11 protein-coding genes are annotated in these 15,171 nt (G+C 61.2%); 9 read left to right on the forward strand and 2 right to left on the reverse strand.

From position 1 onward, the window contains the following. Positions 1-30: 30 nt before the first annotated feature. Complete coding sequence (locus tag BS629_RS28565) at positions 31-645, reverse strand: C39 family peptidase (protein WP_018242369.1); 615 nt, start codon at positions 643-645, stop codon at positions 31-33. A 151-nt stretch (positions 646-796) separates the two neighbouring features. On the opposite strand from BS629_RS28565, the gene BS629_RS28570 reads away from it, so the two are divergent. Both BS629_RS28570 and leuS read left to right on the forward strand, forming a co-directional pair. Beyond that, positions 797-1,726 (forward strand): LysR family transcriptional regulator, encoded by a 930-nt coding sequence (locus BS629_RS28570; RefSeq protein ID WP_018242368.1) that lies wholly within the window; start codon positions 797-799, stop codon positions 1,724-1,726. A 394-nt stretch (positions 1,727-2,120) separates the two neighbouring features. Continuing rightward, a complete protein-coding gene (leuS, locus tag BS629_RS28575) occupies positions 2,121-4,637 on the forward strand; it encodes a leucine--tRNA ligase (protein ID WP_018516512.1) in 2,517 nt (838 codons plus the stop codon). A gap of 57 nt (positions 4,638-4,694) precedes the next feature. On the opposite strand, the gene BS629_RS28580 is transcribed toward leuS, so the two are convergent. Next, positions 4,695-5,738 (reverse strand): LacI family transcriptional regulator, encoded by a 1,044-nt coding sequence (locus BS629_RS28580; protein WP_018242366.1) that lies wholly within the window; start codon positions 5,736-5,738, stop codon positions 4,695-4,697. Positions 5,739-6,193: 455 nt separating this feature from the next. Here BS629_RS28580 and BS629_RS28585 point away from each other — a divergent pair, with 455 nt between their 5' ends. From BS629_RS28585 to BS629_RS28615, 7 genes are all read left to right on the forward strand, one after another. Beyond that, a complete protein-coding gene (locus BS629_RS28585) occupies positions 6,194-7,429 on the forward strand; it encodes an ABC transporter substrate-binding protein (protein WP_018242365.1) in 1,236 nt (411 codons plus the stop codon). Positions 7,430-7,610: 181 nt separating this feature from the next. Continuing rightward, entirely contained in the window at positions 7,611-8,516 is a 906-nt protein-coding gene (locus tag BS629_RS28590; protein WP_018242364.1) for a carbohydrate ABC transporter permease, read from the forward strand. Beyond that, a complete protein-coding gene (locus BS629_RS28595; protein ID WP_018242363.1) occupies positions 8,509-9,453 on the forward strand; it encodes a carbohydrate ABC transporter permease in 945 nt (314 codons plus the stop codon). Before BS629_RS28590 ends, BS629_RS28595 begins: the two co-directional genes overlap by 8 nt. Positions 9,454-9,457: 4 nt before the next feature. Further along, entirely contained in the window at positions 9,458-10,549 is a 1,092-nt protein-coding gene (locus BS629_RS28600) for an ABC transporter ATP-binding protein (protein ID WP_003540428.1), read from the forward strand. Positions 10,550-10,672: 123 nt separating this feature from the next. Next, positions 10,673-13,135 carry a beta-mannosidase gene (locus BS629_RS28605; protein ID WP_018242362.1) on the forward strand — a complete coding sequence of 821 codons (2,463 nt, stop codon included), beginning with the start codon at positions 10,673-10,675 and terminating at the stop codon, positions 13,133-13,135. 37 nt (positions 13,136-13,172) lie between these two features. Next, positions 13,173-13,934, forward strand: a complete 762-nt coding sequence (locus BS629_RS28610; protein ID WP_018242361.1) for a sugar phosphate isomerase/epimerase family protein — start codon at positions 13,173-13,175, stop codon at positions 13,932-13,934. Positions 13,935-13,943: 9 nt separating this feature from the next. After that, positions 13,944-15,077, forward strand: a complete 1,134-nt coding sequence (locus tag BS629_RS28615; RefSeq protein ID WP_018242360.1) for a Gfo/Idh/MocA family protein — start codon at positions 13,944-13,946, stop codon at positions 15,075-15,077. Positions 15,078-15,171: the final 94 nt, after the last annotated feature.

Here is a 15,171-nt window from a genome sequence, read left to right on the forward strand (position 1 = left end):
AGCCTCCGAAACGATCTGGTGTTGAAAAGGTCAGGCGTCGACCGATATGCCGCGATTGGCGAAGAAGCGGTCGAAGACGGCAAGCGGCAGCGTCACATCGGCCTGGCTCGCCGCGTCGTGGCCGGACGGGTTGTGGAATCGGATTGCCCCCTGCGAGGCCGCCGTCACCAGCACCAGATGCCCGCCCTTCGACGGCGGCTCGCGCTCCGGCCAGCGGATGCCCGAGTTCACCGAGGCGATGAAGAACCGGCGCTTCGACAGAAGCTCGGGAATGGCTGATGTCTCGACGCCGGTCATCGTCTCCGCGCTAAGTGCGAAACGGTCGGTGGCGAAGCGGACGAAGGGCGCGTAGATCAGCCCTTTGATCGAGGCATCGATTTCGTTGACGACATAACCGCCATAGGCGGTGCAGGCGCGGGCAAGCTCGAGTGTCGGATGGATCTCGCCGCGTGCGGCAAGAATCATCTTCAGGCAGGCCATGCCGCAGACATTGACTGCCCAGCGCGCATATTCCTCGATCGTTGCGGCCCCCGATTGATGCCAGAGCGGGTCGCCGAGCAGGGCCTGTTGTCCCTCGGCAAGCACCGGCAACGTCATGCCGGGTGTTTCCCATTGGCTGAAATAGGGCACGCCGCTTTGCTGCATCCTGTCGATATCCCCCTGGTTCGTCTCATGAGATGGCCGGCAATCTTGGCTTTTTTCGAACCGATGCCCGCTTGCGAATCCAAGGCTAAGGTGCAGCTTTCTTCAGGTCCACTTAATTAAAGTAAGTATATAGGTTAGAAATTATGGCCAAATGATCGGCCGGGGAAACAGGCCGGATTTCTTCCGATTGCGCACACTTCGCGAGCTTTCGCGCCGCGAGACGATGGCGGCGGTCGCCGACGCACTGGGTATTTCCTCATCGGCCGTTTCTCAGCAGATCGCCCAACTGGAGGACGAAGTGGGAATCCCGCTCGTCGAGCGGCGCGGGCGAGGGGTGATGCTGACACCGGCCGGCCAGAGGCTCGTCCTGCATGCCGACCGGATATTCGCCGTCGTCGAGGAAGCCAAAACCGATATTGCCGAGCTGCAGAACATCGTCGCCGGCGACTTGAGGATCGCCGCCCAACCCTCCGCGGCGTCCTCCTTCATCCCGGCCGCGATGCGCGAGCTCGCGATCCACCATCCGCATCTCAACATCGTCATGACGACGATGGGACCTGCCGAAGGCGTGGCCGCGCTCCGGGCCTGGCAGGCCGACATCGTCGTTGCCGACGACATATCCTTCGATCCGCATACGCTGGAGGGCACGGCCGACACGTTGTTCCTCTGCCGCGACCAGCTCTTCGTGCTGCTGCCCGCTGGCCACAGGTTGGAGAGCGAGCCCGTCATCGAACTTGCCCAGCTGAGGGATGAACATTGGGCGCTCGACGTCGCCTCCAGCGCCTATTCCATGACCATCCGCAAGGCTTGCCGCGACATTGGTTTCGAGCCCGTCATCAATGGCTTCAGCGACAGTTTCGAAGTCGTGTTCGCGCTTGTCGAAGCCGGATGCTCGATTTCGGTGATGCCCGGACTGGCGCTTCGAGATTTTCGCGAAGGCCTGACCGTCAAGCCGCTGGCGCCAGCCGCCTACCGCGGCATCCATGCGATTAGCCGGCGCGGCGAGGTGCGCAACCCGAAGGTCGCGGCGGTGCTCGATCAACTGGTAAAGAGCGCGCCGCGGGATTTGAACAGATCCTGATTTTCGCGCGAATGCACTCTTGGCAGAAGCGATCATATCGGGCACTCTTGGTTGATGGTTATGGCAACTCAAGCAGCAGACGTTCGCGCACGCGACGCACGACTTACCACCACGGCCTCCTGATCGGAGCCGGGTTAACACGTCGTTTGCTTTCTCCTTATTTGCCTTGAGTCACCGTCCATGGACACCAGATCGTTTCCAAAGCCACATCGCGCTTTTTTCGTCCGGAGCGTCGCGCGGACGTTCTGCGTCGCAACTCCGCACGCGTTTCGACTTAGCTGCGGCTGCCGGACGTCACCGGAGCACCGGCAGCCGTAGCTGCTCCTGAACCAAAGAACGCCTCCACTTTTCAGGACACGCCGCCGCCAGAGCCGGTCGGCGCCAGGAGTGATGCATGCCTTATGATCCCAGGACGATCGAACCGAAGTGGCAGGCCTATTGGGCCGATCACCATATTTTTCGCGCGGAAATCGATCCCGCCAGGCCGAAATTCTACGCGCTCGACATGTTTCCGTATCCTTCGGGCGCGGGCCTGCATGTTGGCCATCCCCTTGGCTACACTGCCACTGATATAATGTGCCGCTACAAACGCATGCGCGGCTTCAACGTCCTGCATCCGATGGGATGGGACAGTTTCGGCCTGCCGGCGGAGCGCCACGCCATGCGGACCGGTGTGCATCCCGATGTCACGACGAAGCGCAATATCGAGACGTTTCGCGGACAGGTGCAAAGGTTGGGTTTCTCCTATGACTGGAGCCGCGAGTTCGCCACCACCGATCCTGCCTACTTGCGCTGGACACAGTGGATATTCCTGAAGCTGTTCGAGAAGGGCCTCGCCTATCAAGCCGAGGTCGCAGTCAACTGGTGCCCGGCACAGAACGCCGTGCTCGCCGACGAGGAGGTCAAGGACGGGTGTTACGTCGAGACCGGCGATCCCGTCATCCGCCGCAGGATGCGCCAGTGGATGCTGCGCATCACGGCTTATGCTGACCGACTGCTGGAGGGACTGGATGGCCTCGATTGGCCCGAAAGCCTGAAAACCATGCAGCGCAACTGGATCGGGCGTTCTGAAGGGGCCGAAATCCGTTTTTCGCTCGAGCATGGCACGGAGGGCATTACCGTCTTCACGACGCGCCCCGAAACCCTATTCGGAGCAAGCTATATCGTGCTCCCACCGGAGCATCCCGCTGTCGCCACCACCGTCACGCCCGAAGCAAGAGAGGCGGTTGCCGCCTATATTGCCGAGGCCGAGGCATTGGAGGAAACGACGCGTACCGATGCTGGACGCGAGAAGACCGGCGTCTTCACCGGCGCCTATGCCGTCAATCCCGCAACCGGCGCCCGGCTACCGATCTGGGTGGCCGATTACGTCCTGGCGGGCTACGGCACCGGCGCCTTGATGGCGGTGCCGGCCCATGACGCGCGGGACTACACCTTTGCCTGCGCGCACGGCCTGCCGATCATTCGCGTGATCGACAGTGCGGACGACATCGAAAAGGCGGCCTTTGAGGGCGAGGGGAGGATGGTTAATTCCGACTTCCTGAATGGTCTGGCCGCGCCGGAGGCCAGGAAAGCCATGATTGCTTGGCTGCAGGCGAGTGGCGCAGGCTGGCCTAAAGTCACCTATCGCCTACGCGATTGGCTGTTTTCCCGCCAGCGCTACTGGGGCGAGCCGATACCGGTGCTGCATCTGGCGGATGGCTCGGTGATGCCGCTGCCCGAGGAATGCCTGCCGCTGCTGCCGCCTGAGCTGGACGACTACGCCCCGACGCCGGACGGCGAACCGCCGCTTGCCCGTGCGCATGCCTGGGTCGAAACGATCGTGCCGGCCACCGAGATTCCGGCACGGCGGGAGACTAACACGATGCCGCAATGGGCGGGCTCCTGCTGGTATTTTCTCAGATTCCTCGATCCCGGCAACGCCCGCGAGCCCGTCGGGCGCGAGGCCGAGCGCTATTGGATGCCGGTTGATCTCTACGTCGGCGGTGCCGAGCATGCGGTCCTGCATCTGCTCTATGCCCGCTTCTGGCACAAGGTTCTCTACGATATCAGGGTCGTTTCGACGGAAGAGCCGTTCCAGCGTCTGTTCAACCAGGGCATGATCCTTGCTCATTCCTACCGCGATGCGGCGGGCCGGTATTACGCGCCGTCTTCCGTCGTCGAAGAGCAGGGCAGATGGTTCGCTGGGCCGGTCGAAGTGCAGCGCGCCGTCGAGAAGATGTCGAAGTCGCGGTTGAACGTCGTCAATCCCGACGATGTCGTCGATCAGTTCGGGGCCGACGCCTTGCGGTTGTACGAAATGTTCATGGGGCCTCTGGATGCGGCAAAACCCTGGCAGACCGCTGGCGTGATCGGTGTGCGCCGGTTTCTAGAGCGCGCCTGGCGTATTGTTTGCGACGAGAGCGACGGACTCTCCTCAGCGGTGCAGGAGGCGGCCCCGAGCCCGCAGCTTCTGTGCTTGCGCCACCAGACGGTGAAGACCGTGACGGCGGATATCGACGCAATGCGGTTCAACACCGCGGTTTCCCGGCTGATGGAACTGGCCAATGCACTGACGGTAGAAGCCGCGCGTCCGCGCGAAGTGGTGGAGACATTCGTGTTGCTACTGGCACCCTTTGCGCCTCACATCGCGGAGGAGTTATGGAGCAAGCTTGGTCACCGGGAAACACTGACATGGGTTTCCTGGCCGACCTTCGACCCTGCGATGATCGATATGGAAACCCGCAAATATGTGGTGCAGATCAACGGCAAGGTTCGCCACCGCTTCGAAGCTGCAGCCGACCTCGGCGAGGCGCTGCTGGCGGCGGCGCGATCGGAACCCGCTGTCATGGCCTTGCTCGACGGCAGAATGGTGGTCAAGGAAGTTCTGGTCCCGGGGCGACTGGTGAATTTCGTCGTCGCAGACCTGTGATGATCCAAAGCTGATCGTCGGATTTGAGCCCGACGGTCCGTTCCCTCAACCGACCGCCTACCTGCCGCTCTCCGGCCAAGTCGGCTGGCTGACGCTCTGCAGCAGTTCCGGTTCGACGCCGTCGATGCGGGCGATGACGGCTTTGGCCATTTCGCGGCCGGCCTGGCGCACGTCTTCCTGGGCGGTGATGATCTCGGGGCGGATCCAGTTCAGGATCGGTACCGATTGCTTGGAGACCATGTCGAGATCGCGGCCGAGCGCCTTGCCGGCGGCTTCGATGCCGGCATTGACGGCGATTGCCGCGCTACCGGCCGAACAGACGATGCCGTCGGGGGCGTTGGCCGAGCGCATCATCACCTCGACGATGTCGCGGATGTCGGCGAGCGGGGCGTCGGTGTTGACGCGCAGCGGCACTTCCTCGGCGCCGTAATCATGCAGGCCGGTCTGGAAGCCGATGCGGATATGGGCGTAGTAGGTGAGCTTGCTCGGCGGCTGCAGCAAGGCAATGCGGCGCCGGCCGCGCTTGACGAGCTTTTCCACCGCCTGATGCGCGAAGGCCTCGTTGTCGAAATCGTGGAACGGGTGCGTGAGACCCGCATCGGTGCGCCCATGCGTGGCGAAGGGCATGCCGCGCTCGCTCAGCAGCCGCACGCGCGGATCATCCGGCTCGATGCGGGAGATGATGACGCCGTCCGCCGAGCCGGTATCAAGGATATAGCGCACCGGCAGCATCGGGTCCTTGCTGTGGGAATGCGGCGTGATGACGATATGATAAGGCGTGCCGGATAGCACCTCGGAGATGCCGAAGACCATCTGGCTCGAGAAGCCCATGATCTCCTCGTCGATGCTGAGAACGAGGGCAATGACGTTGGTCTTGCCGGTGCGCAGGCGCACACCTGCTCTGTTCGGCTGGTAGCCGAGCTGGCGGGCGACCATGCGCACCCGCTCCTTGGTTTCCGCTCCGATATCCGGCGCATCCTTCAGCGCGCGCGACACCGTCGTCACGCCAAGGCCGGTCATGTAGGCGATCGTCTTCAACGTCGGGCGCTCGCGCGCTGCCGGCGTCGATGCCGTGTTCTCGAAATTTCCCTTGTTTTCCATCCCTTTAGGCCTGCCTCGCGCGAATTGGTGTCGCTTATAGAGGCTTTTTCCAGCGTCGTAAGCCCGCCGCCTGCCAAAATCGCGCCTCCCTGAGGAATGCAATCTGTAACGATACAGTAGAAATGTCGAGTGCTTTTTGTTGTGTGCGTTGCAACATTGTACGCATAGGTTGAATCGGCAATTCGTGCTCTGTTTTTTTGCGATTGCGAAGAGGCTGAATCGCACGGCTCAATTTATCGTGTAAAATTATTATGTTTATTCAAGTAGATAAATTGAAAAACGCATGTGCGAGAATGGCCGACTGTATTTCGCTTCAGGGGATGCGGCGCTTCCGATGGAAACAGGCAGAAGTAGCATTTCCCGTTATCGCGGAAAAATTTGCCTGCGGGCAGTTGCGTGGAGAAATCGATTGATCTAAGTTTTTCCGGCAACGTTTCAGTGAGGGAGGAGAACTCATGAAAATCCGTATAATGGCGGCCGTGCTTGCCGCTTCGGTCGCGCTTCCGTTCGGCGCCGCCAACGCCACCGATCTCGAAGTCACGCACTGGTGGACCTCGGGCGGCGAATCCGCTGCCGTCGCCGAGCTGGCAAAGGCATTCGACGCCACCGGCAACCACTGGGTCGACGGTGCTATCGCCGGTTCCGGCGGCACTGCACGTCCGATCATGATCAGCCGCATCACCGGCGGCGATCCGATGGGCGCCACCCAGTTCAACCATGGCCGCCAGGCCGAGGAACTCGTCCAGGCCGGCCTGATGCGCGACCTGACCGATGTGGCGACCGCCGAGCACTGGAAGGATATCATTCGTCCGTCGAGCCTGCTCGATTCCTGCACCATCGACGGCAAGATCTACTGCGCTCCCGTCAACATCCACTCCTGGCAGTGGCTGTGGCTTTCGAACGCCGCCTTCAAGAAGGCCGGCGTCGAGGTTCCGAAGAACTGGGATGAATTCGTCGCTGCGGCTCCGGCACTCGAAAAGGCCGGCATCATTCCGCTCGCCGTCGGCGGTCAGCCGTGGCAGGCGACAGGCGCCTTCGACGTGCTGATGGTTGCGGTTGCCGGCAAGGATACCTTCAACAAGGTCTTCAAGGACAAGGACGCGGAAGTTGCCGCCGGGCCCGAAATCGCCAAGGTGTTCAAGGCGGCCGACGACGCTCGGCGCATGGCCAAAGGCAGCAACGTCCAGGATTGGAACCAGGCCACCAACCTTGTCATCACAGGCAAGGCCGGCGGCCAGATCATGGGCGACTGGGCGCAGGGTGAGTTCGCGCTCGCCGGTCAGAAGGCCGGTACCGACTATACCTGCCTGCCGGGCCTCGGCGTGAACGAGATCATCTCGACTGGCGGCGACGCCTTCTACTTCCCGCTGCTGAAGGACGAAGAAAAGTCCAAGGCGCAGGCCGTGCTTGCCAAGACCCTGCTCGATCCCAAGACCCAGGTTGCCTTTAACCTGAAGAAGGGTTCGCTGCCGGTTCGCGGCGACGTCGATCTCGCTGCCGCCAACGATTGCATGAAGAAGGGTCTCGATATCCTGGCCAAGGGCAACGTGATCCAAGGCACCGACCAGCTGCTTTCGGCCGACAGCCAGAAGCAGAAGGAAGACCTTTTCTCCGAATTCTTCGCCAATCCGTCGATGACGCCGGAAGACGCTCAGAAGCGTTTCGCCGGGATCATCGCTTCAGCTGACTGATCAGCAGATTCGCTGCCCTTGCGGTCCGGCTCCCATTCGGGGCCGGATCGTTCCGGACGGTCGGTGTCCGGCGGGCGGCGGCGTCTCTCTGGTATCTTCAGCAGGTTTCAGAGGTGGAGACGACAGGCGGCGCCTTGCCGATCTGTCACTGGTCGCAGCTGCGATTTGAGGAGAAGTATTCATGACGGGTCAAGCGCGAGCAGGCCGGCCAAATAAGTTACTGCGCAATCTGAATGCCAAGATTGCGTCCATTCCGATGATCCTGACGGCGCTGGTGATCTTTGTCGGCGGCACGTTTTGGACGGTCTTTTATTCATTCACTAATTCCAAGCTCCTTCCGCGGTTGAGCTTTGTCGGCTTCGATCAGTACCAGCGCCTTTGGGCGGCACCCCGCTGGGTGACGGCGATCGAGAATCTGGCTGTCTACGGCATCCTCTCGCTGATTTTCAGCCTGGTCATCGGTTTCATGCTCGCGGCACTGATGGACCAGAAGATCCGTTTCGAAAACACTTTCCGCACCATCTTTCTTTATCCCTTCGCGCTGTCCTTCATCGTGACGGGCCTCGTCTGGCAATGGGTTCTGAACCCCGATTTCGGCATTCAGGCGGTGGTGCGCTCGATGGGGTGGACAAGTTTCACCTTCAATCCGCTCTATACGCCTGAAATCGTCATCTACGGCATTCTGATCGCGGCGCTGTGGCAGGGAACGGGCCTCGTCATGTGCCTGATGCTTGCCGGCCTGCGTGGGATCGACGAGGACATCTGGAAAGCGGCGCGCGTGGACGGCATTCCGATGTGGAGGACCTATCTCTTCATCGTGATCCCGATGATGCGGCCGGTCTTTATCACGACGATCGTGATCATCGCCTCCGGCATCGTCAAGGTCTACGACCTCGTGGTCGCGCAGACATCGGGCGGACCGGGCATCTCCTCGGAAGTGCCGGCGAAATATGTCTACGATTACATGTTCCAGGCGCAGAACCTGGGGCAGGGCTTTGCTGCCTCGACCATGATGCTCGTCACAGTCGCGATCATTATCGTTCCGTGGGCCTATCTGGAATTCGGCGGAGGGCGCAAGCGTGGCTGATGTAGGAACTCTCAACACCACCGCGGCCGGCATCGACGCCGTCGCGCCTAAACTCGCCGAAGGCCCCAGCGGCCCCAGGCCGCGCCCGGCGGTGTCGGCGCGCAACATCATGCTCTACGGCACGCTTATCATTGCAGCGCTCTACTATCTGTTGCCGCTCTACGTGATGGTGGTGACGTCGCTGAAGGGTATGCCCGAGATCCGGCTCGGCAACATCTTTTCGCCGCCGGTAGAGATCACCTTCGAGCCCTGGGTGAAAGCCTGGGCGCAGGCTTGTACCGGGCTCAACTGCGATGGCCTGTCGCGCGGTTTCTGGAATTCGGTGCGCATCACGGTGCCATCGGTCATCATCTCGATCGCGATCGCCTCGGTGAACGGCTACGCGCTGGCAAACTGGCGCTTCAGAGGATCTGAGCTTTTCTTCTCGATCCTGATCATCGGCGCATTCATTCCCTATCAGGTGATGATCTATCCGATCGTCATCATCCTGCGCGAAATCGGCATCTACGGCACGCTGAGCGGCCTCGTGATCGTGCATTCGATCTTCGGCATGCCGATCCTGACGCTGCTCTTCCGAAACTATTTCGTGTCGCTGCCGGAGGAACTGTTCAAGGCGGCGCGTGTCGACGGGGCGGGCTTCTGGCAGATCTTCCTGCGGATCATGCTGCCGATGTCGCTGCCGATCTTCGTGGTCGCGATGATCCTGCAGGTAACCGGCATCTGGAACGACTTCCTGTTTGGCGTGGTGTTCACCCGGCCGGATACCTATCCGATGACCGTGCAGCTCAACAACATCGTCAATTCCGTCCAGGGCGTGAAGGAATACAACGTCAACATGGCGGCAACGATCCTGACGGGTCTCGTGCCGCTCATCGTCTACTTCGTGTCGGGACGGCTTTTCGTCCGCGGCATCGCCGCCGGCGCAGTGAAGGGTTGATCTCATGAATATGAATGCAAGCGTTTCCATCAAGGATCTGTCCCTGAACTTCGGTGCGGTGAGCGTGCTGAAGGATCTCAACCTCGACATCAACGACGGCGAATTCCTCGTGCTGCTCGGCTCGTCCGGCTGCGGCAAGTCGACCTTGCTGAATTGCATCGCCGGCCTGCTCGATGCGTCGGAAGGGCAGATCTTCATCAAGGGCAAGAACGTTACCTGGGAAGAGCCTAAGGACCGCGGCATCGGCATGGTGTTCCAGTCCTATGCGCTCTATCCGCAGATGACCGTCGAGAAGAACCTGTCCTTCGGTCTTCGCGTCGCCAAGGTGCCGCAGGCTGAGATCGACAAGCGCGTGGCGCGCGCCTCCGAAATCCTGCAGATTCAGCCGCTCCTGAAGCGCAAGCCGGCCGAGCTTTCTGGCGGCCAGCGCCAGCGCGTGGCGATCGGCCGGGCGCTGGTGCGCGACGTCGACGTCTTCCTGTTCGACGAGCCTCTGTCCAACCTCGACGCCAAGCTTCGCTCGGAGTTGCGCGTTGAGATCAAGCGCCTGCACCAGTCGCTGAAGAACACGATGATCTACGTCACCCACGACCAGATCGAGGCGCTGACGCTGGCCGACCGCATCGCCATCATGAAGAGCGGCATCATCCAGCAGCTCGACGATCCGACGACGATCTACAACAGGCCGCGCAATCTGTTCGTCGCCGGCTTCATCGGTTCGCCGTCAATGAATTTCCTGCATGGCGAGCTGGTCAAATCAGGCGACGGCATTGCCTTTTTGGCCAACGGCGTCATTTTCTCGCTCGCTGCCTACGACGCTAGCGAGACGCTGCAGCCCGGCCGCAAAGTGGTGCTCGGGGTCCGTCCAGAACACATCAAGGTCAACGAGAATACCGGCGGCGAAGAACATGACGCCACCGTCGATATCGAGGAGCCGATGGGCGCGGACAATCTGCTGTGGCTGAAACATGCCGGTCACACGATGTCGGTACGTGTCAACGGCGCACGCCGCTTCAACGTCGGAGCCAAGGTGAAGCTCAGCTTCGACATGACGGTCGCCTCGGTCTTCGATGCCGAAAGCGAGCTGCGTCTCTAGAGAACTCTGCGGGCGGAGCCGAAATGGCGCCGCCCTACCTCCAATCGGCCATCAGGCCAGCCAAATTCGGCCGCGGTCCGGCTTGTCCGGCGATCCCAGGAGCGGCCCGATCGGGATACGACTATGACATCCTTGCCGAAGAACGGTTTCAACATCGACCTTTCCGGTTCGTGGCAGCTTGCCTCTGTCGATGGCGAGATCCGCACTACAATCATCTTGCCGGGCGACGTGCACACCGCGCTCCACCGGGCAGGACTGATCCCCGATCCCTATTTCGGCCGCAACGAGGAAAAGGTGCAGTGGGTCGCCGAGCGCGAATGGGCGGTCGAGCGCAGCTTCACGCTTGCTGAGGTCGAAGGCGACTGGTATCTCGATATCGACTATCTCGACACGGTCGCCAGCGTCCACGTCAACGGCTTCCTGGCGCTCGAAGCCGATAATAGCTTCCGCCGCTACCGGCCCGATATCTCCAGCATGCTGAAATCAGGCGACAACAGCATTCGCATCGTCTTTGCCTCCAGCATCGCTGTTGCTGCTGCGCGGCAGAAGCAGCAGCCCTTCTACATTCCCTACAGCACCGGAAATTCGCCAATCCCCGACGGCAACATGTTGCGCAAGCCGCAATGCCATTTCGGCTGGGACTGGAACATCGCCATTGCGCCGCTCGGCCTTTACGGGACGATCGCGCTGAAAAAGCTCGAAACGGCGCGCATCGAACACGTCGTCACCCGCCAGACCCACAATAATGACGGTTCGGTCGATCTCAAAGTGACGGCGACGCTGTTTTCCAAGGGGCCGGACATTGCCCAGGTCTATTTTGAGCTCGACGGCGAGCGCGTGCGCCTGGATGTCGGCGTCAATGGCGAGACCCATGTCAACCATCTCTTCCATATCGACAATCCACGCCTCTGGTGGCCGTCTGGCAGCGGTGAGCAGGCGCTCTACAGGCTATCCGTCGAATTGCCGACGGATCAGGTGGCCAAGCAGATCGGTCTTCGCACCATCGAACTGATCACCACGCCGGATGCATCAGGCAGCCGCTTCGCTTTCAAGGTCAACGGCCGCGAGATCTTCTGCCGCGGCGCCAACTGGATCCCGGCCGACGCGCTATTTTCGCTGTCTTCGCCCGAGAAGACCGAGGACCTGCTGCAATCGGCCAAAGCCGCCAATATGAACATGATCCGCGTCTGGGGCGGCGGCTTCTACGAGCAGGATCATTTCTACGATCTCTGCGACCGGCTGGGCCTCATGGTCTGGCAGGACTTCATGTTCGCTTGCAACCTCTATCCCTCGACCGAGGACTTCCTCGACAATGTAACGATCGAGGTCGATTACCATGTGCGCCGGCTCTCCTCGCATGCCTCGATCGTGCTCTGGTGCGGCGACAACGAGCTGGTCGGGGCGCTCACCTGGTTCGAGGAATCCCGCAAGGACCGCGACCGTTATCTCGTCTCCTATGATCGCCTCAACCGCACGATCGAGCAGGCGGTGAAGAAGGCGTTGCCCGGCGCGCTCTGGTGGCCGTCGAGCCCGGCGTCCGGCTATCTCGATTTCGGCGATGCCTGGCATGCGGACGGGTCCGGCGACATGCACTACTGGTCGGTCTGGCACGAGAACAAGTCGTTCGACAATTACCGTTCGGTGCGTCCGCGCTTCTGCTCGGAATTCGGCTTCCAGTCCTATACGTCGCTGCCTGTGATCAGGACCTATGCCGAGGAGAAGGACATGAACGTCGCTTCCCCCGTCATGGAGCTGCACCAGAAGAATGCCGGCGGTAACGAGCGCATCGCCGGCACGATGTTCCGCTATTTCCGCTTCCCCAAGGATTTTCCGAACTTCGTCTATCTCTCCCAGATCCAGCAGGGGCTGGCGATTAAGACGGCGGTGGAATACTGGCGGTCGCTCAAACCCCATTGCATGGGCACGATCTACTGGCAGCTCAACGACACCTGGCCGGTCGCCTCCTGGTCGAGCCTCGACTATGGCGGCCGCTGGAAGGCGATGCACTATCTCGTCAAGCGCTTCTTCCAACCGGTCGCGGTCGCTGCCATTCCTTCCGATGACGGAAAGACGATCCGCTTCTCGCTGGTCAACGACACGCTTGCCGATGTCAGCGTTGATCTTGCAGTCTCGATCCTGACGGTAAAGGGCGAACGCCGGCACCTGAAGGACGTGCAGGCCGTGTGTTCGCCGGATGCGGCCGTCACTGCCGCGAGCATCGACGTTTCCGATATTCCCGAGGGAACGCTGCTTGCCTGGCACTTCACCGCGTCGAACGGCACGGGCGGCGAGGGGCATTACGTCAACGGTACCTACAAGGCGCTGGAGCTGGAGCCCGCGGGGCTTGCTGTCACCCACGAATATGTCGAGGAGAATGGCTCCGTCGACATCAACGTCACCGCTAGGGGACTTGCGCTCTTCGTGATGATCGAGACCGAGACGGACGGAAAATATTCCGACAATGCCTTCGATCTCGCGGCCGGCGAGAGCCGCCGCATCACCTTTACCCCGGCACGGCCGCTTGATCGTGGCGCGCTTCCGGAGTTCCGATTCTACGACCTGTATTCCTGCCAGTCGGCGGATTGATCTTGCAAGAATGGGCACGAGGCCCAAGGAGAACATAATGACGAAACTCAGCTACCAGCTCTATAGCGCCCGCAACTTCCAGCCTTATTCGGCGATTTTCGAAAAACTTGGCAAATCAGGCTATGCCGAAGTCGAGGGCTTCGGCGGTATCTATGCCGATCTCGACGATGCCGGGCTGAAGAGCCTTCGCGCTGAGCTCGACAAGAATGGCCTGGTTATGGCGAGCGGCCATTTCAGCCCCGACTTCCTCGAGAAGGAGGTTGAGAAGTCGCTGAACATTGCCAAGATCCTCGGCATGGATTCGATTTATGCGCCGCATCTGGCGGCCGAGGAACGCCCGTCCGACGCTGCCGGCTGGGCGGCCTTCGGCAAACGCCTGCAGGAGATCAGCAAGCCCTACAAGGCTGCCGGCTACGAATTCGGCTGGCACAATCATGATTTCGAATTCTTCAAGCTGCAGGATGGCTCGCGGCCGATCGAGCACATCTTCGAAGGCGCGCCCGACATTTCCTGGGAAGCCGATATCGCCTGGGTTATCCGCGGCGGCGCCGATCCCTTCGCCTGGATCGAGAAGCTCGGACCGCGCATCACCGCGGTCCATGTCAAGGACATCGCACCGGCCGGCGAGGCGACGGATGAGAGCGGCTGGGCAGATGTCGGTCACGGCAAGGTCGAGTGGGCCAGGCTGATGACGGCGTTGCGCGCCACCAAGGCCAAGCACTACGTCGTCGAACACGATAACCCGAATGACATCGACCGCAATATCAGCCGCTCGATCGCATCCTTCCAGACCTACTGAGGCTTCATCATGACCAGGGAACTTGGCGTCGGCATCATCGGATGCGGCAACATCTCCACCACTTACTTCTCACTGGCACCGCTCTTCAAGGGGCTGAAGGTGCTGGCCTGCGCCGATATCAACGCGCAGGCGGCTGAGGCGCGCGCTAAGGAATATGGCGTCAAAGCGCAGACGATCGACGCGCTTCTCGTCAATGACGAGATCGACGTTGTCGTCAACCTGACGATCCCGGATGCGCATTTCCGGGTATCGAAGGCGATCCTCGAGGCCGGAAAACATGTCTACTCGGAAAAGCCGCTGGTGCTTTCGCTCGAAGAGGGCGAGGAGCTTCGCCGCATCGCCAAGCAGAAGAACCTTGCCGTCGGCTGCGCGCCCGACACTTTCCTCGGCGGCGCCCATCAACTCGCCCGCAAGTTCATCGATGACGGCGGCATTGGCCGGGTGACCTCGGGCGCCTGCTACGTCATGAGCCCCGGCATGGAGATGTGGCATCCGAACCCGGATTTCTTCTTCCTGCCAGGCGGCGGCCCGATCCTCGATCTCGGCCCCTATTACATCGCTAATCTGATCAATCTGATCGGCCCGGTCAAACGTGTCGGCGGCATGACCTCGATGGCGTCGCCCACCCGCACGATCACCAGCGAGCCGCGCAATGGCGAGATCATCCCGGTCAAGACGCCGACGACGATCCAGGCGCTGCTCGAATTCGTCAACGGTGCCACGGTGACGCTGACGGCGAGCTGGGATGTGTGGTCGCACCGCCATGCCAATATGGAGCTCTACGGCACCGATGGCTCGCTCTATGTGCCGGACCCGAACTTCTTCGGCGGCACCGTCGAGGCCAGCGGCCGCGACAAGGACATCAAGCCGCTTGAGGCTTGGGAGCATCCGTTCGGCAAGATCAACCAGGAAAACCCGAACGGCGCGCGCGCCAACTACCGCACTGCCGGCCTTGCCGACATGGTGATGGCGCTGATCGAGGGGCGCGATGCGCGCTGCTCGCTCGACCGCACGCTGCACGGCGTCGACGTCATGACCTCGATCCTGAAGTCGGGCGAGGAGGGCCGTTTCATCGACCTGACGACGACCTGCACGCAGCCGGCCGCCCTCGGTATCGAAGAGGCGCAGGCGCTCTTGAAGTAACAGGAAGAATGCCTGTATCTCGTTGGACCGCGAGACATACCGTCAAAGTCGTTATCCTCGGCCTTGTGCCGAGGATCTACAGGCAGGGCGGCAG

It is taken from the genome of Rhizobium leguminosarum bv. viciae USDA 2370, from assembly GCF_002008365.1.
Classification (GTDB): domain Bacteria; phylum Pseudomonadota; class Alphaproteobacteria; order Rhizobiales; family Rhizobiaceae; genus Rhizobium; species Rhizobium leguminosarum.